At 70.5% G+C, this 19,086-nt stretch carries 17 protein-coding genes; 5 read left to right on the forward strand and 12 right to left on the reverse strand.

Annotation, left to right across the window (positions count from 1 at the left end; translation table 11 throughout):
• Positions 1-171: 171 nt before the first annotated feature.
• Positions 172-804 carry an MXAN_6652 family MXYO-CTERM-anchored protein gene (locus D7V77_RS28960; protein ID WP_120579530.1) on the reverse strand — a complete coding sequence of 211 codons (633 nt, stop codon included), beginning with the start codon at positions 802-804 and terminating at the stop codon, positions 172-174.
• 116 nt (positions 805-920) lie between these two features.
• Positions 921-1,616 (reverse strand): DUF4336 domain-containing protein, encoded by a 696-nt coding sequence (locus tag D7V77_RS28965; RefSeq protein ID WP_120579531.1) that lies wholly within the window; start codon positions 1,614-1,616, stop codon positions 921-923.
• A 126-nt stretch (positions 1,617-1,742) separates the two neighbouring features.
• Between D7V77_RS28965 and proS the strand changes: the two genes are divergently transcribed.
• Positions 1,743-3,176: a proline--tRNA ligase gene (proS, locus tag D7V77_RS28970; protein WP_120579532.1), complete on the forward strand. Its 1,434-nt coding sequence runs from the start codon at positions 1,743-1,745 to the stop codon at positions 3,174-3,176.
• Between the two features lie 70 nt (positions 3,177-3,246).
• Here the strand turns inward: proS and D7V77_RS28975 are convergent, their stop codons facing one another.
• Complete coding sequence (locus D7V77_RS28975) at positions 3,247-4,488, reverse strand: adenylate/guanylate cyclase domain-containing protein (protein ID WP_120579533.1); 1,242 nt, start codon at positions 4,486-4,488, stop codon at positions 3,247-3,249.
• A 70-nt stretch (positions 4,489-4,558) separates the two neighbouring features.
• Between D7V77_RS28975 and D7V77_RS28980 the strand changes: the two genes are divergently transcribed.
• Positions 4,559-5,104 (forward strand): metal-dependent hydrolase, encoded by a 546-nt coding sequence (locus D7V77_RS28980; protein ID WP_120579534.1) that lies wholly within the window; start codon positions 4,559-4,561, stop codon positions 5,102-5,104.
• Between the two features lie 15 nt (positions 5,105-5,119).
• Positions 5,120-5,671, forward strand: a complete 552-nt coding sequence (gene thpR / locus D7V77_RS28985; RefSeq protein WP_120579535.1) for an RNA 2',3'-cyclic phosphodiesterase — start codon at positions 5,120-5,122, stop codon at positions 5,669-5,671.
• Here thpR and D7V77_RS28990 read toward each other — a convergent pair.
• Positions 5,668-7,863, reverse strand: coding sequence for a PhnD/SsuA/transferrin family substrate-binding protein (locus D7V77_RS28990; protein ID WP_120579536.1), 2,196 nt, complete (start codon positions 7,861-7,863; stop codon positions 5,668-5,670). The genes thpR and D7V77_RS28990 overlap by 4 nt on opposite strands.
• 262 nt (positions 7,864-8,125) lie before the next feature.
• Between D7V77_RS28990 and D7V77_RS28995 the strand changes: the two genes are divergently transcribed.
• On the forward strand, positions 8,126-8,779 hold the full coding sequence (locus D7V77_RS28995; RefSeq protein ID WP_233597311.1) for a YiiX/YebB-like N1pC/P60 family cysteine hydrolase: 654 nt from the start codon (positions 8,126-8,128) through the stop codon (positions 8,777-8,779).
• Here D7V77_RS28995 and D7V77_RS29000 read toward each other — a convergent pair.
• The 8 genes from D7V77_RS29000 to D7V77_RS29035 all read right to left on the reverse strand — a co-directional run bounded on the left by D7V77_RS29000 (position 8,776) and on the right by D7V77_RS29035 (position 17,627).
• The gene (locus tag D7V77_RS29000; protein ID WP_233597312.1) at positions 8,776-11,172 is read right to left on the reverse strand and encodes a sialidase family protein; all 2,397 of its coding nucleotides are present in this window, start codon (positions 11,170-11,172) and stop codon (positions 8,776-8,778) included. The genes D7V77_RS28995 and D7V77_RS29000 overlap by 4 nt on opposite strands.
• Before the next feature lie 173 nt (positions 11,173-11,345).
• Positions 11,346-12,113, reverse strand: coding sequence for a hypothetical protein (locus D7V77_RS29005; RefSeq protein WP_211487286.1), 768 nt, complete (start codon positions 12,111-12,113; stop codon positions 11,346-11,348).
• A gap of 179 nt (positions 12,114-12,292) precedes the next feature.
• A complete protein-coding gene (locus D7V77_RS29010) occupies positions 12,293-13,045 on the reverse strand; it encodes an ABC transporter ATP-binding protein (RefSeq protein WP_120579539.1) in 753 nt (250 codons plus the stop codon).
• Positions 13,042-13,929, reverse strand: coding sequence for an ABC transporter ATP-binding protein (locus tag D7V77_RS29015; protein ID WP_120579540.1), 888 nt, complete (start codon positions 13,927-13,929; stop codon positions 13,042-13,044). The genes D7V77_RS29010 and D7V77_RS29015 overlap by 4 nt, the downstream gene beginning before the upstream one ends.
• Positions 13,926-14,996 (reverse strand): branched-chain amino acid ABC transporter permease, encoded by a 1,071-nt coding sequence (locus D7V77_RS29020; protein WP_120579541.1) that lies wholly within the window; start codon positions 14,994-14,996, stop codon positions 13,926-13,928. The genes D7V77_RS29015 and D7V77_RS29020 overlap by 4 nt, the downstream gene beginning before the upstream one ends.
• Positions 14,996-15,916 carry a branched-chain amino acid ABC transporter permease gene (locus D7V77_RS29025; protein WP_120579542.1) on the reverse strand — a complete coding sequence of 307 codons (921 nt, stop codon included), beginning with the start codon at positions 15,914-15,916 and terminating at the stop codon, positions 14,996-14,998. The genes D7V77_RS29020 and D7V77_RS29025 overlap by 1 nt, the downstream gene beginning before the upstream one ends.
• Before the next feature lie 20 nt (positions 15,917-15,936).
• Positions 15,937-17,145: an ABC transporter substrate-binding protein gene (locus D7V77_RS29030; RefSeq protein ID WP_120579543.1), complete on the reverse strand. Its 1,209-nt coding sequence runs from the start codon at positions 17,143-17,145 to the stop codon at positions 15,937-15,939.
• Positions 17,146-17,306: 161 nt separating this feature from the next.
• Positions 17,307-17,627 (reverse strand): hypothetical protein, encoded by a 321-nt coding sequence (locus tag D7V77_RS29035; protein ID WP_126933376.1) that lies wholly within the window; start codon positions 17,625-17,627, stop codon positions 17,307-17,309.
• Between the two features lie 359 nt (positions 17,628-17,986).
• Here D7V77_RS29035 and D7V77_RS29040 point away from each other — a divergent pair, with 359 nt between their 5' ends.
• Positions 17,987-18,877: a YsnF/AvaK domain-containing protein gene (locus tag D7V77_RS29040; RefSeq protein WP_120579545.1), complete on the forward strand. Its 891-nt coding sequence runs from the start codon at positions 17,987-17,989 to the stop codon at positions 18,875-18,877.
• The last annotated feature ends 209 nt before the right edge of the window (positions 18,878-19,086 follow it).

Genomic DNA, 19,086 nt, shown 5'->3' on the forward strand with positions numbered 1-19,086 from the left:
GGGTGGGACGCACGGCGGGACCGGAGGCACAGGCCAGCGATCCCGCGACGAACAGGGCGGTAAGGAGGGGGCTCGTTCGCATCAAGGGGGGCGATGGTAGGCCGCCCGCCCTCGCGCTGTCGTCCCACCCCCGGGGCCCGGCCGGAGGGCAGGCGGGCGTGAAGCCCGGGCTCAGCCCTGGCGGGACTGACGGCGGCGGCGCGCGGCCAGCGCCACGAACACGGCGATGAGCGCAGCGGGGGCGCCGCTGGTGGCCACCGAGCAGCCGCCCTCGTCCTTCGTGTCATCCGGCGTGACGGGGTCGCTGCCGCCGGTGACGACGACGTCCAGCGTGGCGTTGGCGTGCGCGTCCCCGCCCTGGTTGTTGTCGCCGTTCACGGAGTTGCCGGCGGCGAACACCTTGTAGGTGCCGTTGGTGGCCGGGGCCACCAGGGAGAAGTCGAAGCGCGCCGAGCCATTGGCGAAGGCCTTGGGCAGCGAGTGCGTGAGCTCACCGCTCATCAGCTTCGTGCCCGTGCCCGCGGTCAGCGTCGCGCCGTCCACGGCCACGTTCATGCCCGCCTTCACGCCGGGGCCGCCGGTGATGGTCAGCGAATACTGGCCCGTCTGGCCCGCCGTCAGCGCCGTGGGCCCTTCCAGCGTCACAGTGGGGGTGCCCGAACCGCCGCTGTGGCAGCCGGACGCGGTGCAGGACAGGCCGCTCTGCTTGCCGCTGCGCCCGTTGATGCCGGTGGAGTTGGCGAACGCGGAGCCCGCGACAAGGCACACCGCGACCGCGCCCACGGACCGAAGAAAGGACCGCATGGAATGAACCTCCTGGGGGGAACTCAGGAAAAAGAGGAGGTTCCCTTGTAGCGCAGCGCGGCGTGGAGTGCAGCAGGCGACCCCCCCTGTGACCCGGAGGCAGGGCGTACCGCGACCTACAGTCGGGAGAAGGCGTCGTGGAGGGCCTTCTGGCCGCCGCGCTCCAGCACCTGGCCGTGGCAGACGACGACGCGCTCCACGTCCCACTTCAGCGCACGCTGGAGTGAAGCGCGCACGGCCTCCGGGTCCTTGGTGAACAGGCGCAGGAAGCGCGGGGCGGCGAACCGGCCCAGGACGCCGTCCAGCCACAGGTACGCGCGCAGCTTGAAGCCCTCCGAGTGCGCGTAGTGGAAGGCCAGGTCGGTGACGAGCGCGGTGCGGGACGGGCGGTGGAAGAAGAGGAACTCGTTGAGCTGGGGCATGCCGCGCACGTTCATCTGGTCCAGCACCGGGGCCCAGGCGGGGTCCGGGAGGTCCTCCAGCTCCAGGTCGATTCGCAGCGCCGGCTGCTTCGCGCGCAGCCCCTTGGGCGCCACCACGCGGGCGTCCGGGAAGGCCGCGGCCCAGTCCGGCAGGTGCAGGTGGTGGAAGAGATTGGGGGCCACCAGGAAGCGCACGGGGCCCAGGGCCGCCACGGCGGCTCTCCGCTCCGGCGTGAAGGCGACGGGCGAGTGCACCCACAGTCCGCCGTCCGGCAGGCGGAGGACCGTCATGCGGCCTCCCACCGGGATGCCGAAGAGGGAGAAGGGGGCGTCGAACACGTGGACGTCCTCGGTGAGCTGGCGGGGCGCGGTGTCAGGGGGCATGAGCATGGCGGGTCGTTTTCCAAGCATGGGCGGCGTTCAGGGGACGAGTCCGGCCCGTGTCCGGCGTTGATTTCCGGAACATCCCATCGTACGCAGCCTCCCACTTTCCATCCCTAGCAAGGTGCCCAGCACATGGCCGAGAAGCTCACGCCCCGCGAGAAGGGCTTTTCCGAGTGGTACGTCGACCTGGTCCAGAAGGCGAAGCTCGCCGACTACTCGGACGTGAAGGGCTGCATGGTCATCCGCCCCAACGGCTACGCGCTGTGGGAGAACATCCAGCGGGTGATGGACAAGATGTTCAAGGACACGGGCGTGAAGAACGCCTACTTCCCGCTGCTCATCCCGGAGAGCTACCTCAAGAAGGAAGCCGAGCACGTGGAGGGCTTCAACCCGCAGCTGGCGGTCGTCACGCACGCGGGCGGCCAGAAGCTGGAGGAGCCGCTGGTCATCCGGCCCACGTCCGAGACCATCATCAACCGCAGCTTCTCCAAGTGGATCCAGAGCTACCGCGACCTGCCCCTGCTGGTGAACCAGTGGGCCAACGTGATGCGCTGGGAGATGCGCACGCGCCTGTTCCTGCGCACCACGGAGTTCCTCTGGCAGGAGGGCCACACCTGCCATGAGACGGAGGCGGACGCGGAGGAGCGCACGCTGCAGATGCTGGAGGTCTACCGCACGTTCGCGGAGGACTACATGGCCATGCCCGTGCTGCCGGGGCGCAAGTCGGAGTCGGAGAAGTTCGCCGGCGCGCTGCGCACGTACAGCATCGAAGCCATGATGCAGGACAAGAAGGCGCTCCAGGCGGGCACCAGCCACAACCTGGGCCAGAACTTCGCCAAGGCCTTCGACACCACGTTCCAGGGCCGCGACGGCCGCGTGCACCACGTGTGGCAGACGTCGTGGGGGTCCTCCACGCGCCTCATCGGCGGGCTCATCCTCACGCACTCGGATGACTCGGGCCTCATCGTGCCGCCGAAGATCGCCGCCACGCACGTGGTCATCATCCCCATCGTGGGCAAGGCGACGGACGTGGAGAAGACGCAGGTGATGGAGAAGTCGCACGCGCTGGCCGCGGACCTGCGCAAGGCGGGCCTGGGCGTGGTGGTGGACGACGACGAGAGCAAGGGCCCGGGCTTCAAGTACAACGAGCACGAGCTCATCGGCACGTGTCTGCGCATCGAGCTGGGGCCCAAGGACCTGGCCAAGGGCTCCTGCGTGATGGTGCGCCGCGACCTGCGTCAGAAGGAGTTCGTGCCGCTGGACGAGGCCGCCGCCAAGGCCCAGGTGATGCTGGACCAGATGCAGAAGGACCTGTTCCAGAAGGCGAAGGACTTCCGCGACTCGCACACCTTCGAGGTCAACTCCTACGAGGAGATGAAGGCGAAGGCGGAGGACGGCTTCCTGCTGGCGCACTGGGACGGCGACCCGAAGACGGAGGCGCGCATCAAGGAGGAGACGGGCCTCACCACCCGCTGCCGCCCGTTCAGCCTCAAGCAGGAGCCGGGCAAGTGCGTGATGACCGGCAACCCGTCGCAGGGCCGCATCGTGTTCTCCAAGGCGTACTGAGCACGCGCTGACGTGTGCATCACCCGCGGGGCTGGGAGGCGACTCCCGGCCCCGTCGTCATTTCAGCGCGTCAGCTGGCGGCGAGCAGGCCGCGCTTCTTCGGCAGGAAGGTGGCCACCGGCTCCGGCTTGCCCGCGACGGGCAGCGGGGCGGCGGCCTCGAAGTCGAAGCTGTCCAGACAGCGCTCGCGCGTGGCGTGGGACACGAGCACCGCGGCGCCGACCTTCTTCGTCAGACCTTCGATGCGGCTGGCCAGGTTCACCGCGTCGCCGATGACGGTGTACTCGCGGCGCTGTTCGCTGCCCACGGCGCCCACCACCACGCGGCCGGTGTGCACACCCACGCCGATGCTCAAGGGGAATTCGCCCCGCGCGGCGCGCTCCTGGTTGAGCGTGTCCAGCGCCTCCAGCATGGCCAGCGCGCACGACACGGCGGCGGCCGGGTGGCCGGGCTGGTCCAGGGGCGCGCCGAAGTACGCGAGGATGCCGTCGCCCATGAACTTGTCGAGCGTGCCTCCGTGGCGGAACACCACCTCCACCATGCGCGACAGGTACTCGTTGAGCAGCGCCACCACCTGGGGGCTGTCCATCCGGTCCGACAGCGTGGTGAAGCCGCGGATGTCGGAGACGAGCAGCGTCACCTCGCGGTGCTCGCCGGCCTCCCCGTCCGTGCCCTTCTCCGAGATGCGCCGCGCGACCTCCGGGGAAAAGAAGCGGCCCAGCCGTTCGCGCTGCATCTCTTCCCGCACCACGTCCGTGACGAGCCCCATCACCGTGCGGCTGATGAAGAAGGCCACCGACGACGCGAGCACCATCACCAGCACCAGCCCGGGCAGGAACTGGGACGCGGGCAACCCCGCGCCCAGCGTCAGCATGGCCACCGCGACGATGCCCAGCCCCGTGGCCGCCGCGACGATGAGCCGCGACAGCGTCACCATGGACACGATGACGACCAGCACCAGGTACACGCCCATGGTGAGCAGCGCGATGGCCACGCCGTTGGCGGAGCCCCGGATGGACCACTCCTGCAGGAAGTAGATGAGCGGCATGTCCAGCAGCGCCACGCCCAGCGCCGGCCGCCGCAGCAGGTCCGGCACCCGGCGCGCGCACGCCCACAGCAGGACGGCCAGCGCGATGTAGCCCGCGAGCACGCCGCGCGACACGTTCCACTCATCCAGCACGGCCAGCGCCAGCCACGCCGCCGTCGCGCCCACGCGCGTCACATTGAGCCAGGAGCCGACGTCCGCGCGCCATTCGTCCAGGCGCCTTCGCAGGGTGGACTCGACACGAAAGCGAGAAAGCAGGAACCGCATGTATCAACGGAGGCTACCCCACGAATGGGACCCTCTCCAGGCGGGGCCCCCGTGCGTTAGGGTCCGGCGAATGGCGAGCATCGGGCACGTAGCGGTGGGCATGGCGCTGGGGCGTTACGAGACGGGGTCGGGCGCACCCTGGCGGCGGCGGGTGGCGGTGATGGCGTTCCTGTCCCTGCTCGCCCTGCTGCCGGACGCGGACGTGGTGGCGTTCGCGCTGCGCATCCCCTACGCGGCGACGTGGGGACACCGCGGTGCGTCGCACTCGTTCGTCTTCGCGGCGGGGGTGGCGCTCGCGGTGGCGGCGCTGGCCCGGTGGAAGGGGGAGTCCGCCACGCGCTGGGGCCTGCTGACGCTCGCGGCGGTGGCCAGCCACGGCATCCTGGACACGCTCACGGACGGTGGGCTGGGCGCGGCCCTCTTCTGGCCCTTCTCCAACGCGCGCGTCTTCGCCCCGGTGCGTCCGCTGCCGGTGGCGCCCATTGGCGCGGGCATGCTGTCCGCGCGAGGCCTGTACGTGAGCGGCGTGGAGTTCCTCGTGTTCCTGCCCGCATGGTTCTACGCGCTGTGGCCCCGGAAGAAGGCGGGCGCGGTGGGGAGCGTCCAGGTTCCCTGAAGGAGGTCTTTCACGATGCGCCTGTTCACCGCCGTGACGCTGGGAGAGGCCCTCACCGCCGAGACCGAGCGGGGCATCGAGCGGCTGCGCACCCTTGCTCCCGACGCGAAGTGGGTGCGGCCGGAGGGCGTGCACCTGACGCTGCTCTTCCTGGGGGACGTGGATGACAGCCGCCTGCCGGAGCTGCGCGACGCGCTGGAGCCGGTGGGGCTGTATCACTCGCCGTTCGTGCTGTCGGTGGCGGGCGGAGGGGCGTTCGGCCCGCCAGCCCACCCGCGCGTGCTCTGGGCGGACGTGCGCGGAGACACCGCCGCGCTGAAGGCGCTCCAGGCGGACGTGGCGCGCGCACTGGAGCCGCTGGGCTTCACGTCCGAGCACGGCGAGTACATCGCACACCTGACGCTGGCCCGGGCCCGGCCACCGCGCGGAGACCCGGCGCTGGCGGCGTGCGCGCGCGAGCTGCAGGGCGCGTCATGGGGCGAGGGGCGCGTGGACCGGCTGGTGCTCTTCGAGAGCACGCGGGGCCACTACGTGCCCCGGTTGGAAGTGATGCTGGAGCGCGACTAGCAGGCGCGCAGGCCTTCCGCCACGGGCACCGCCGCCGGCAGCGTGACGGTGAGCAGCGTGCCGCGGCCCTCGCGACTCTCCGCGCGCAGCGTGCCGCCCAGGCCGGTGACGATGGTGTGGCTCACGGACAGGCCCAGGCCGGTGCTGTTGGGGCGCGCGGTGGCGAAGGGCTCGAAGATGTGCGCGAGCGCGTCCTGGGACAGGCCCTTGCCGGAGTCCTGCACCTCCACCACCACCTCGCCGTCCTCGCTGGTGTAGGCCGCCACGCGCAGCACGTTGTTCGCGGCGTCCTGGGTGTCCATCTGCTGCAGGCCGTTGAGCAGCAGGTTGAGGAAGAGCTGGGTGAGGCGCGCCTCGTCCGCGTCCACCGTGGGCATGTCGTGGAAGTCCCGCTCCAGCCGCGCGCGGTGCTGCAGCTCGCCGCGCAGCAGCTTGAGCGCGTTCTCCAGCACCGGCTGCACGGCCACGCGGGCGCGGTGCTCCGGCGGCTTGCGCGACAGCGTGCGCAGGTCCTGCACGATGTGCTTGAGCCGGGTGGCGCCCTCCACCGTCTCGCTCAGCGCATCCAGCATGTCCGTCAGGTCCTCGCGCGGCACGGCCTTGCCGTCCAGCAGCGGCTGCTTCAGGCGGTCCATCTCCTCGCGGATGAACGACAGGTTCGCCAGCACGAAGGCCAGCGGGTTGTTCATCTCATGGCCCACCGCCGCCGCGAGCGAGCCCAGCGCGGACAGCCGGTCCGCCTGGAACAGCCGCGCCTCCATCTGCTTGCGCAGCGTCACGTCGCGCGCGAACACGCGCAGGCCCGGCGGGTCCCACAGCTGCGCGACCGTGAGCTCCCAGTAGCGCCCGTCCAGGTGCACCGTGGGCGCGGGCTCTCCCGGGGGCGCGCCCCGCCACGCCCAGATGACCGCCGCCTTCACCAGCGGGTGCTCGGCACCCATCTCCACCAGGTCCTGGAACGCCGCGTGGGTGGCGGGGTTCGCGTACCGCAGCTCCCCGTCCATGCCCAGCTCCAGCAACGGCTCCGGGTGCAGCAGCGGGAACGACGCCAGCCGGTACAGCGGATCCTCCAGCGCGCGCAGGCCGCTGACGTCGCGCACCAGCAGGCCCAGCCGCACGCCCGTGTCCCCGGGCGAGGGCTCGCAGGGCGTGATTTCCGCCGCGTAGACGCGCTCGTCGCCGTTCACGGTGAGCCGGTACTCCAGCCGGCCGTCGGAGCCGCCCTGGAGGACGGCCTGGAGCAGGGACATGAGGGGCTTGCTCGCGGCGGTGCCCAGGACCTCCTCCAACATGCGCCCCTCCCCGCCGCGCATGTCGCGGCCGAAGGCACGGCCGGACGGGGACCACAGCCGCAGGCACCGGCCTTCCGCGTCCAGCTCTCCGGCCACGTACTCGGCGACCCCCGTGGGACGCGGGCCGGACGCGGGCGCGTCCAGGCCGGGAGACCGGACGAAGGTCTCCACCCGGAAGGGGCCCATGAGCATCTCCAGGCCCGCGCCGTCGGTGTTCATCCGGGTGAGGACGGAGATGAGCGCCTGCGCGTCCGCCTCCGGCATCCGCTTCGTAAGGATGAGGCCGTCGGCGAGCGTGGGGATGGTGAACAGGAACGGCGTGAGCCGCGGTGCGTCCGCGCCCAGGTACGTCGTCAGCGTGGCGCGCATCGCGTGCGCGTCCTTGTGGTTGCAGAAGAGCGCGCACAGGTCCGACTCGCCGCGCAGCACCGCGTCCAGCGCCTTGCGGTAGGTGCCCAGGAAGCGCTGCTCGGAGAAGAGCGTGTCCGGGCGCAGGCCCAGCGACTCCAGGTGGCGCACCGGCAACAGGTGCCCGCCGGTGGAGCGCGGCGCCACCCACGCCACGCGCTTGCCCGCCAGCGTCTCCAGCGTCAGCGGCTCGTCCGCGCGGCAGATGAAGGCCGCGTGGTAGTAGCAGCTGCCGGAGCGCACCGCGCGCAGCACCGCGCGCGCCTGCGGCTCGAAGGCGTTGCACTGCTCGGCGGTGCCCCAGGCCATCTCCACCCGGCCTGAAGCGAGCTCCGCCTCCAGGTGCTCGTAGGTGGGCGACATGGACATCACCACCGGGCGGCCCATCCGCTCCGACAGCGCCCGCGCGAACAGCTCCACGCGCACGTGCTCCCGTACCTCGCCGAGGGACGGATAGAGCAGGCAACGGATGGGCGCGTTCGATGCGGTCACGACGAATTCCTCCGATGAGCCCCCTCTTCCGCGCGCTCGGACTGCCGGCTCGCGAGTGCTCCTTCACTATCCGATATTTTCCGGAATTGCCACACTATTCTTGAGTCACTGCAATAAGTAGATTCCCCAGGTTTACCACGTTCCGACCCAGGGTCGGAAGCGACTTCCACGTACCATGGGTGAACTCCGGCTCTGAAACGGCTGGCACCGGGGCTGCACTGGGGGTGGGTGGACGGGTGCAACCCATGGAAGGGACGGGCGGATGCGCTGGATCGTCAGGGGGATGTGGCTGCTGGCCCTCGTGCTGGTGGGGGCGACGTGGCTGGTGGGCCGCAAGACGCAGGCGGCGCCGCGCGAGGCGGAGGGCGTGGCGGCGAAGGTGCGGACCGGGGACGTGGTGTTCCAGACGTCGGGATCACGCCAGTCGAAGGCCATCCAGGTGGCCACGCACAGCCCGCTGTCGCACGTGGGGCTGGTGGAGGTGACGCCGGACGGGACGTTCGTGGTGGAGGCCGTGCAGCCGGTGAAGCGCACACCGTTCGCGAAGTGGAAGGCGCGCGGGGTGAAGGGGCGGCTCCTGGTGATGCGGCCGCAGGGGGTGGATGACGCGGCGAAGGCGCGAGCGGTGGAGGAGGCGAAGCGTCACCTGGGCAAGCCGTACGACGCGCTCTTCGGGTGGGGAGACGAGGCGATGTACTGCTCGGAGCTGGTGCGCAAGGCGTACGCGACGGGCGCGGGCGTGGAGTACGGGAAGATGGAGCGGCTGGGCGACCTGGACGTCGCGGGGCTGCAGCGTGAAATCGCGGAGCGCTACCGCGGTCCGGTGCCGGTGGACCTGGAGCTGGTGACGCCCGCGAGCCTGGCGGCGGATGCCCGGCTCGCGGTCGTCTATTCGAACTTCCCGCGGGCGCCTTAGCGCTTCACGCGCAGGACCTGGAACCCCTTCCCTCCGGTTCCGAAGCCCTTCAGGTTCTCCGCCCGCACCACCAGGTCGCCGCCGGGCAGCACGCCCCAGACCTCCGCGCGGGCCAGGACGCCGCTGGTGGCCCGCTCGTATCTCCGGGCCTCCGTCCACGTCACGCCGTCCGTGCTGGTGAAGAGCCGCGCGTAGAGGTCCGACGCGGGCTGCACGTCGCCCACGTCCGCCCTCGCCGTTCCCAGCACGAAGCCGCCTCCCGTCAGCGCGTCCACCGAGTACGCCGGCCCCGGCAGCGTCATCAGCGCGTCCACTCTTCCGCTCGCGTACACGCGCAAGAGCTTCGGGTGCTCCGGCTCATAGAGCGTGGACTGTCCCAGCAGCAGCTCACCTCCCGGCAACACCGTCCCCGTCACCGCGTTGGCTGCGTAGCCGCCCATCACCTTCGTCCAGGTGCGCCCGCCGTCCGTCGAGCGCACCACCGCCGCCTGCGCGCTGCTGCTCCCGAACGTGGCCCACAGCACGCTGCGCGTCGCATCCGCGTACAGCGCCGTGCCGTGACGGTGGTCCTGGAACGTCGCTCGCGTGGCCCACGTCGCTCCGCCGTCCGTGCTCGCCCACAGCCGCAGCGGCGTGTTCCCGGAGGTGAACGTCTGGTACTCCAGGAAGAACACCGTGCTGCCCAGCTCCGCGAAGCTCGCGGGCGACATCGCGCGGTAGCTCCCCAGCGAGGCCACGTCCACCCACGTGCGCCCGCCGTCCGTGGAGCGCTCCAGGTGGTAGCTGCCACCGCGGCTCATCTGCGCCAGCAGCGTCCCGTCCTTGAGCGCCGCCATCACCCAGAACGACGCGCCGCCCACGCCCTGCCCTCTCGCGCTGAAGGTGCGCCCGCCGTCCGTGCTCGCCCACAACTTCGAACGGCTCCCGTCCAGCGCCAGCGCGTACACAGTGCCCGCGCCGTCCACGGCCAGCACCTCGTGCGTCGTGTTCGTGAACACCGGCTCCAGCGTCACCGGCCCCTGGACGCCGCCATCCACCGGTGGCGTCCCCGCATCGACACCGGCATCCGTGCCCGAGCCGGCATCCGGCGTCCCCGCGTCCACGCCGCCATCCGTGGTGCCCGAGCCTCCGTCGCTCGAATCACCGCCATCCGGCGTCCCCGCGCCGCCATCCGGCGTCCCGCCGTCCTGACCGGAACCGCCGCCTCCTTCCGGCTGACGTGCCAGCGCCACGCGCATCACCCGGCCGCTGGAGTTCGCGTCCACCGCGTCGCCGTAGAAGCACGGCACCTCCGTGACGCTGTCCGGCAGCACGTCCAGGGTGCTCAGGTAGCCCTTGAAGCTCGTGCGCGAATCCAGCGTCACCGGGTCGCTGAACACGCCGTTGCGCAGCACCCGCACGCGGATCTCGTAGTCCGTCGCCGTCTGGAAGTGATTGTAGAAGACATACAGCGCGTCCCCGATGCGCGTCACCGCGGGCTGCAACGCCCAGTCCGGCGTCCCCTCCACCAGGATGCGCGAACCGAACGACGTCCCGTCGAAGCGACGGTAGTACAGCCGCTCCGTCTCGTCCTTGTAGACCAGGTGGATGCCGCCCTTGCCGTCCTCCACCGCGCTCAGCGCCGCGCCGTGGTAGATGCCGTCGGAGAACGCGTCCCGCTGCGGACCCCACGTGTCCAGCGGATCCGCCGCGTCACGCACCCGCAGCCGCGTGGGCTCGAAGCCGTCGTGCATGGCCCAGAAGAAGACGAGCTTGGACCCCACGCTGAGCAGCCGTCCCCCGCCCCGCTTCCGCGTGCGCCCCAGGTCCGGCTGCTTCTGGAAGCTCGTGCCCCCGTCCGTGGACACCGCCACCACCGCCGTGGAGCCGCCGTCCGACTCCAGCCGGAACGCCTGCACCCACAGCCGTCCCTTGGAGTCCCGCGCCAGCAGCGCCCGCGAATACGCCGTCGAACTGTCCGCGTTGAACACCCGCACCGCCGGCTCCGGCGTCCAGGTGTCCTGCGCCGCGTCGTAGCGCCACCACTGGAAGTACACGTCGTGCCGCGACGACGCCGCCAGTGAGGGGCCTTCGTACGCGTAGACCATCGCCACGTCGCGCCCCACCGCGACCAGCTCCGCCCGGTCGTGGTGCGACGCATCCGGCTGGATTTCCGCCAGCTTGGAGAAGCCCTGGAACCCGTCCTCGGAACGGAACAGGTTCAGCCCTTCGCCCTCCGCCCCCTGCTGCTGGATGGCCAGGAGCCACGTGGGCGCATGCCCATTGCCTGTTTCAATCCGCACCGCGTGCCGATGCGCCGGCAGCGTCAGGGCATTGCCCCCGCTGGCCGGCACCATGGGCACTCCTCCCGCCGCCACCACCGTGGTCAGCAGGGCCCCCACCCAGGACATCATGTGTTTTAGCGCCCCCTGTCGTATCCCCTCCCGAAAGGTAGGGATGACAGACCCGGGGGCAATCCGGCGGAGGCGGACCTGAAGGGCCCGGCATTCTCCACGCGGACAGGTGAACACACCGCACACCGCGCGACGCCCCCGGACCTGGGGAGCGTCGCGTCAGCGTCCTGCGACTACTTCTTGCGGCGGCGCGGAGCGACGGTGCCCGCGTCGGTGGCCGTGCCCGCGTCCGCACCCTCAATCGTGCCCGCGTCCGCGCCCGTGCCGGCGTCCGGCGTGACCGTGGTGATGGCCGGGGGCGGGTTCACCAGCTTCAGCGAGTTGAGGAACGGCTCCGCCGTGGTGTTGGGGTGGTTGGGGTTGTAGATGACCAGCAGCGTGTACAGGCGCGGGCCCACCAGGAAGTTGCGCGCCTTCACCTCGCCGTGGACAGGCGAGCTGACCGAGTAGGCCTTGCCGGGGTAGCCATCCAGGGTGATGTCCGACTCTTCCTTGAGGGTGCCCTGGACTTCCTTCACCAGGCCGTCCTTGCCCTCGTTCAGCAGGGCCTCCGGGGGACGGCTCGCCACCAGCCGCTCCGGGTAGTCCGCGGTGCTGACGGAGTAGACGGTGTTGTCCTCGGTGCGCACGGTGAAGGCCGCGGTGTTCACCGTGTTGGCGCCCAGCGGGATCTGCCTGCGCGCGACCTGGGGCTCCATCGGCATGCCGATGGTGAAGCCTTCCGCTGCCTCGTAGGGCTTGAATTCCGGGGCCGGGGTGGCCGCGGTGCCATCCGCGCCCGGGGTGGGCTCGTTGGGCACGTCCTCGATGGTGGAGGTGGCCGAGGGACCACCGGTGCCGCCCGAGGAGGAGCCGTCGGTCTTCTGCTGGTTGGCGCACGCGCCGGCGATGAGCGCGAGCGTGGTAAGCGAGGCAAGGAGGAGGCGGGACAACGGGCGCATGGGCACGCTTCCTGAGCGGGAAGTGGAAGAAAACAGCTTGTCTTGTCGGACGCTAGACGAAGTCCTCCGCCGCTGACTACCCGAGTTTCGACGCGGCGCGAGCAACTTGCCCTGGCCCCGCCCCCGGAAGCGTCCGGGGGCGGACACCGAGCCGGGGCCGGAAAGTCGGCGCGGGAGGGCTATTCCCCCAGGTACGCGCGCCGAATCTCGGCGCTCTCCAGCAGCGCCTTGCCGGGGCCGGCCATCACCACCTCGCCCGTCTCCAGCACGTAGCCGTAGTGGGCGGCGTTGAGGGCCAGGTGCGCGTTCTGCTCCACCAGCAGCACGCTGACGCCGGTGGCGTTCACCTCGCGCAGGGTGCGGAAGATGGTCTCCGTCACCTGCGGCGCCAGGCCCAGGGACGGCTCGTCCAGCAGCAGCAGCTGCGGCTTGCTGAGCAGCGCCCGGGCGATGGCCAGCATCTGCTGCTCGCCACCGGACAGCGTGCCCGCCAGCTGCTTCTGACGCTCGCGCAGCACCGGGAACAGGCTGAAGCCCTTGTCCATGTCCAGGCGCACCTGGGCGGTGTCCTTGCGCAGGTACGCGCCCAGCTCCAGGTTCTCGAACACGGTGAGGTTGGGGAAGATGCCCCGGCCCTCCGGCGCGTGCGCCATGCCGCGCGGCACCAGCTGGTGCGCCTTCAGGCCGGTGATGTCCTTCCCCGCCAGCGTGATGCGGCCCGCGGTCGGCTTGAGCATGCCGCTCACCGCGCGCAGGGTGCTCGTCTTGCCCGCGCCGTTGGCGCCGATGAGGGCCACCATCTCGCCCTTGCCCACCGTCAGGGACACGCCCCGGAGCGCCTGGATGGCGCCGTAGCGGACCTGGATGCCCTCCACCGACAGGAGCGGCTCGAACGCGCGCCGCTCGCCCAGCACCTTCACAGGCTCGCTCACGCCGCGCCTCCGTGGGACTCCAGGTAGCTGTCGCCCAGGTACGCCTCGATGACCTTGCGGTCGCTGCGCACTTCCGCCGGAGCGCCGCGGGCGATGGTCTCGCCGTGGTCCAGCACGGTGATGCGCTCGCAGATGCCCATCACCAGCTTCATGTCGTGCTCGATGACCAGCACCCCCAGCGAGAACTCGTCGCGCAGCCGGCGGATGAGCACCATCAGGTCCGCCTTCTCACGCGTGTTCATGCCCGCCGCGGGCTCGTCCAACAGCAGCACCTTGGGGCGGGTGCCCAGCGCGCGGGCGATCTCCAGCCGGCGCTGCTCGCCGTACGGGAGGTTCTTCGCCTCTTCATCGCGGCGGTGCGACAGGCCCATGACCTCCAGCAGGTGCTCCGCCTGGCGCGTCAGCTCGCGCTCCTCGGCCTGGAAGCCGGGGGTGAGCAGCAGCGCGCGCCACCAGTCGCGGTAGTTGCGCATCGCCGTGCCCGCCTTGGCCAGGGGGCCCATGACCACCGGGTGCAGCGCGCCTTGCGCGCGGCAGGCCACCTTCACGTTGTCCAGCGCCGTCAGCGCGCGGAACAGGCGGATGTTCTGGAACGTGCGCGCCAGGCCCAGGTGGTTGATTTGATGCGGCACCCAGCCGTTCACCCGCTGCCCGGCCACGCGCACCTCGCCCTCGGTGGGCTGGTACACGCCGGTGAGCACGTTGAACGCGGTGGACTTGCCCGCCCCGTTGGGACCAATGAGGCCCAGCAGGTCGCCCTGGCGCACGGAGAGGTTGAAGTCCGTGAGGGCCTTGAGGCCCCCGAAGCGGATGCTCACGCCGGACGCCTGGAGCAGCGCGTCCCCGGAGCCCGAGGCGGAGACAGGAGTCACGGCGGCGCTCATGTCAGCCCCTTCTTCTTCCGGGGAAGCCACCGGGGCAGCACGTCCCAGAGCTCCTTCGTGCCGAACAGGCCCTGCGGCCGCGCCAGCATCAGCACGACCAGCAGGATGCCGTACACGGGCATGCGGATCTGATCCACCTTCTGCGCCAGGCTTCCCCCCGCGCCCAGCGCGCCGAACAGCGAGCGCAGGCCTTCGGGCAAGAGCGTGAGGAAGATGGCCGCGACGATGGCGCCCGTGCTGGAGCCCAGCCCGCCCAGCACCACCATGACGACGATCTCCATGGACTTCACGAAGGTGAACGAGCCCGGGTTGATGATGGGCACGAAGTGCGCGAACAGGCCGCCGGCGATGCCCGCGAAGAACGACGAGATGACGAACGCGCGGACCTTGTAGCCGGTGGTGTCCACGCCCATGGCCTCGGCGGCCACTTCGTCCTCGCGGATGGCCCACAGGCTGCGGCCGTGGCTGGAGCCCGCGATGCGCCGGGACACCAGCACCACCAGGAAGACCCAGAAGTACACCATGGCCACGCTGGAGTACTGCGGGATGCCGGACAGGCCCAGCGCGCGGCCGAAGGCCTCCGTGTTCTGCACCACCACGCGGATGATTTCACCGAAGCCCAGCGTCACGATGGCCAGGTAGTCCCCGCGAAGCCGCAGCGACGGCAGGCCCACCAGGAAGCCACACAGCGCCGCGCAGGTGCCGCCCGCGAGCAGCGCCACGGTGAAGAGCACCTGGTCACTGGCGGCCACCGGCAGGAAGGACAGCGCCACCTCCTTCAACTCCAGGGACGTGACGCCCGCGATGTACGCGCCCACGGCCATGAAGCCCGCGTGGCCAATGGAGAACTGGCCCGTCATGCCGTTCACGATGTTGAGGCTCACCGCGAGGATGATGTTCACCCCCACCACGGACAGCAGGTACGTGGCGAAGGGCGAGGTGTTCAGCAGCACATCCGCCAGGACCACCAGCGGCACCGCGATGAGCACGGGCAGGATGCCGCGCAGGGCCGGGGGCACGCGGCCCACGGACTCGTCCGACAGCGTCGTCACACCAGGGGCCGCCATCAGACCTTCTCCGCCGCGACGCGGCCGAACAGACCGCCCGGCTTCACCAGCAGCACCAGGATGAGGAAGCCGAAGGCCACCGCGTCACGCCAGGTGCTGGCCGCGTAGCCCACCACGAACTCCTCCACCAGGCCCAGCAGCAGCGCGCCCACCACGGCGCCCGGCACGTTGCCGATGCCGCCGATGACCGCCGCCACGAAGGCCTTGAGGCCCACGTACAGGCCCATGAGCGGGCTCACGGACGTGTCCTTGATGGCGTAGAGCAGGCCGGCGCCCGCCGCCAGCGCGCTGGAGAGCATGAACGTCAGCGCGATGATGCGGTCGGTGGGGATGCCCATCAGCGCCGCGGTGCGGTGGTCGTAGGACACCGCGCGCATCGCCTTGCCGAAGCGCGTCCGGTACACGAGGAACTGGAGCCCGGCCATCAGCGCCACGGCGATGATGAAGCTGATGACCTGCCAGTTCCACACCACCACGTCGCGGTCGCCAATGATGAACCACTCACTGGGGACGATGACCTCCGGGAAGGCCCGGGGGGACGCGCCCGGCAGGAAGCCGATGTCCAGCTGGAAGCCGTACGACAGCGCGAACGAGATGCCGATGGCGGTGATGAGCGCGGTGAGGCGCGGCTTCTCACGCAGCGGCCGGTAGGCGAAGCGCTCGATGAGGAAGCCGAGCAGCGCGCACCCCACCATGGCCACCGCGAAGATGAGGACCACGCCCCACATGGAACGCTGCGCCTGGCGCCCGAGGGCGAAGGCGGTCGCATAGCCCATGTAGACGCCGACCATCATCACGTCGCCGTGGGCGAAGTTGATGAGCTTGAGGACGCCGTACACCATCGTGTAGCCCAGCGCGACCAGGGCGTAGATGGTGCCGGCGGCCAGACCGTTGATGAGGTGCTGGATGAGCTGCGACATGTGCCGGGGTGGGCCCTGGGTTACGGCGAGATGGTGGTGACGTAGGTGGACTTGCCGTCCGCGACCTTCAGCACCACGGCGGACTTCACCGCGTTGCGCTTCGCATCCAGCGTGATGTTGCCCGCCACGCCGGGGAAGTCCTTCGTCTTCGCGATGGCCGCGCGCAGGGCCGGGCCGCTGGTGTCCGGGGCGTTCTTGAGCGCTTCAATCGCGACGCGCGCGGCGTCGTAGCCCAGCGCCGCGAGCGCGTCCGGCACCGCGCCGTTGTTGTCCGCCTTGTAGTCCGCGATGAACTTCTTCACGCGCTCGTCCGGGTTGTCCGGCGAGTAGTGGTTGGAGAAGTAGCTGCCGTCGATGGCGCTGCCACCCAGCTCGAAGAGCTTCTCGGAGTCCCAGCCGTCGCCGCCCATCAGCGGCACCTTCAGGCCCAGCTCGCGCGCCTGGCGGGCGATGATGCCCACCTCGCTGTAGTAGCCCGGCACGTAGATGCCCTCCGGCTGCGTCTTCTTGATGGCCGTCAGCTGCGCGCGGTAGTCCGTGTCGCCCTGGCTGTAGCTCTCCGTGGCGGTGATTTTCCCGCCCATCTCCGCGAACTTCTGGCGGAACACCTCCGTGAGGCCAATGGAGTAGGCGCTCTTGTTGTCCTGGAGCACCGCGACCTTGTTGAGCTTGAGGTTCTCCCGCGCGAACTTCGCCATCACGAAGCCCTGGAACGGGTCGATGAAGCAGACGCGGAAGATGTTGTCGCCCTTCTCCGTCACGGAGGGGTTGGTGGACGACGGGGTGATCATGGGCACGCCGGCCGCCTGCGCCTTCTCCGCCATGGCCAGGGAGCTGGACGAAGCCACCTCGCCCAGGATGAGCGCCACCTTGTCCTGCGTGATGAGGCGGGTGACGGCCTGCGCGGCCTCCTCCGGCTTGCTCTGGTCGTCGTACACGCGCACGACCAACTTCTTGCCCTTCACGCCGCCGGCCGCGTTGGCTTCCTTCACCGCCAGCGCGATGCCGTTGCGGGTGGAGATGCCGAACGTCGCCTGACCGCCCGTCAGCGCGCCCACTTCACCCAGCACGATGACGTCATCACCCGCCGGGGGCGTGCCGCCCTGCGCGGTGGCCGGGGCCTGCGCCGAGGGGGCGCCTCCCGCCTCTCCCGTGGGCTGCGTCTTCTTCTCGCAGGCGGCCGCCAGGACGGCGAGCGCGGCGAGGAGCATCGGGGCAAGTCGTCGCATGTGGGGGCTTCCTCCGGGGGAGATGACGGGCAAAGCCCCGGTTTTCTAGGGGAGCCCTCCCCATGGGTCAAGCGCACAGCTTGGCTCCGGAGTCCCGCCAACACCCCGAAACATCGCTGTCGCGCCCCCCTGCCCCAACCCCAAGTGCGCGCCAGGTCCGCTCAGGGCTCCAGCCAGTAGTGCTCCCGGCCCGACGGTCCCCGGCGGATCCTCGGGAGGCCCTGGGGTCCGGCCTCTGGTGCTTCGCGGTCCTCCCAGGGCGCCATGTCCTCGTGCGTCAGCGACCACCCGGCGGAGGGAGGGTCCTCCGGGTCCGGCAGCGCGGTGGGCGTCCAGGTGACGGGCTCCAGGACTGGCACCGCTTCCGGAATGGACTCCGGAAGCACTGCTCCCGCGCGACGGCGCCGGAGTCGGCCCGCCACCAGCAGTCCCACCGCGCCGGCCATCCACCCGAGTCCCCGGCCAGGCCTCGTGGCTCGCATCACAGGCTCCTCTCGCACGGGCCGGTCCATCCGGACTCGCGCCCTCACAGTGAGGTGTGGGGACGCGCGCTGCCAACGTGAAGCCCGGGGGCTCCGCTCCTGCATGCCTGTCCTCTGGACAGGGAGCAGGGAGGCGTCCGGCGCGGCGTTGCCAGCGGCGGACGGCGTACCGAGCCCCTGGAGCATCCAGCACCAGGGGTTTTCTTGGGCGTCATTGAACCCACTTTTCGGGTGATGGCCGTGGCGGACACTTCAGCGTCCACTTCCCCCCAGGAAACCCTCTCCAGCGCGCTGGACGGCCCTGGCGTTCCGCTCGCGACCACATCCGACCCGACGTGAAGGCACAAGGAGCCAAGTCCATGATGATCAAGCGCAACGACATCAAGGAAGGGATGACGGTCCGCAGCAGCGACGGCGAGAAGCTGGGCAAGGTGTTCGCCGTGAGCGAGGGCGAGTTCCACATCGAGAAGGGGATGTTCTTCCCGAAGGACTACCTGGTCCGCTACCTGGAGGTGAGCGACATCCGCAACGGGGAGATCTACCTCAACCACGGCCGCGAGGCGCTGCGAGGGCTGTCCGACGCCGGCGCCGTGGGCGCGACGGCGGCGACGGCCACCGGCGGCACCATGGGTGGCATTGGCGCGGGGCTGAAGACGGGCACCACGAAGGTCGGAGACGTGGCCCGGACCGGCGCGGAGAAGGTCGGCATCAAGGACCGGGAGCTGAAGGAGCGCGAGCTGCGCACCGACATCCGAGCCGAGGAGCGCGAGCTGCGCACCGACATCCGAGCCGCCGAGCGCATCGCGAACGAGGACGTCACGCTGCGCACGCACCATGAGGAGCTGGGCGTCACCAAACGCCAGCGCTCCGCGGGCGAGGCGCAGGTGCGCAAGATTGTCGTCGAGGAGCGGAAGACGGTGGAGGTCCCGCTGCGCCACGAGGAGGTGGAGGTGGTGCGCCGGGCGGTGAAGGGCGACAACATTCCCGGCGACGTGGCGGACTTCCGGGAGGAGACCATCCGCATCCCCCTGAGCGCGGAGGAGGCGGAGCTGACCAAGCGCGCGTACACGGACGAGGAGATCACCATCCACAAGCGCCCCATCGAGGAGCGCCGTAGCATGGAGGGCCGCGTCCGCCACGAGGAGCTGGAGGACGTGAAGGTGGTGCGCACCGAGCCCAACGTGGACGAGGAGAAGCGCCGCGCCGGCTACCGCGCGGACGCGGACATCGACCCGCTCAAGCGCTCGTAGCGCGGACGGGATGGAAGCCTCGAACAGTCCTTGTGCTCCGCCCCCGCATGCCGCGCCTTCACGCGCGCGGTGTGCGGGGGAGGTGGCGCATCGTCATGTCAGCGCGGAGTGCGGGTGGGCGGCGGCGCGCGGGTGGGGGCCTCCCGCTGGCGGTCCACGGCGGTCTCCAGCCGCTGCGAGTCGCGCAGACGCTCCGGGAACAACCGTCC

It is taken from the genome of Corallococcus sp. CA041A, assembly GCF_003612075.1.
Classification (GTDB): domain Bacteria; phylum Myxococcota; class Myxococcia; order Myxococcales; family Myxococcaceae; genus Corallococcus; species Corallococcus exiguus.

Excerpts from the sequence above, each read along its gene's own strand:
- D7V77_RS28960 (WP_120579530.1), bottom strand. The coding sequence starts at position 804 with ATGCGGTCCTTTCTTCGGTCCGTGGGCGCGGTCGCGGTGTGCCTTGTC.
- D7V77_RS28965 (WP_120579531.1), bottom strand. The coding sequence starts at position 1,616 with ATGCTCATGCCCCCTGACACCGCGCCCCGCCAGCTCACCGAGGACGTC.
- proS (WP_120579532.1), top strand. The coding sequence starts at position 1,743 with ATGGCCGAGAAGCTCACGCCCCGCGAGAAGGGCTTTTCCGAGTGGTAC.
- D7V77_RS28975 (WP_120579533.1), bottom strand. The coding sequence starts at position 4,488 with ATGCGGTTCCTGCTTTCTCGCTTTCGTGTCGAGTCCACCCTGCGAAGG.
- D7V77_RS28980 (WP_120579534.1), top strand. The coding sequence starts at position 4,559 with ATGGCGAGCATCGGGCACGTAGCGGTGGGCATGGCGCTGGGGCGTTAC.
- thpR (WP_120579535.1), top strand. The coding sequence starts at position 5,120 with ATGCGCCTGTTCACCGCCGTGACGCTGGGAGAGGCCCTCACCGCCGAG.
- D7V77_RS28995 (WP_233597311.1), top strand. The coding sequence starts at position 8,126 with ATGCGCTGGATCGTCAGGGGGATGTGGCTGCTGGCCCTCGTGCTGGTG.
- D7V77_RS29000 (WP_233597312.1), bottom strand. The coding sequence starts at position 11,172 with ATGATGTCCTGGGTGGGGGCCCTGCTGACCACGGTGGTGGCGGCGGGA.
- D7V77_RS29005 (WP_211487286.1), bottom strand. The coding sequence starts at position 12,113 with ATGCGCCCGTTGTCCCGCCTCCTCCTTGCCTCGCTTACCACGCTCGCG.
- D7V77_RS29015 (WP_120579540.1), bottom strand. The coding sequence starts at position 13,929 with ATGAGCGCCGCCGTGACTCCTGTCTCCGCCTCGGGCTCCGGGGACGCG.
- D7V77_RS29020 (WP_120579541.1), bottom strand. The coding sequence starts at position 14,996 with ATGGCGGCCCCTGGTGTGACGACGCTGTCGGACGAGTCCGTGGGCCGC.
- D7V77_RS29025 (WP_120579542.1), bottom strand. The coding sequence starts at position 15,916 with ATGTCGCAGCTCATCCAGCACCTCATCAACGGTCTGGCCGCCGGCACC.
- D7V77_RS29030 (WP_120579543.1), bottom strand. The coding sequence starts at position 17,145 with ATGCGACGACTTGCCCCGATGCTCCTCGCCGCGCTCGCCGTCCTGGCG.
- D7V77_RS29035 (WP_126933376.1), bottom strand. The coding sequence starts at position 17,627 with ATGCGAGCCACGAGGCCTGGCCGGGGACTCGGGTGGATGGCCGGCGCG.
- D7V77_RS29040 (WP_120579545.1), top strand. The coding sequence starts at position 17,987 with ATGATGATCAAGCGCAACGACATCAAGGAAGGGATGACGGTCCGCAGC.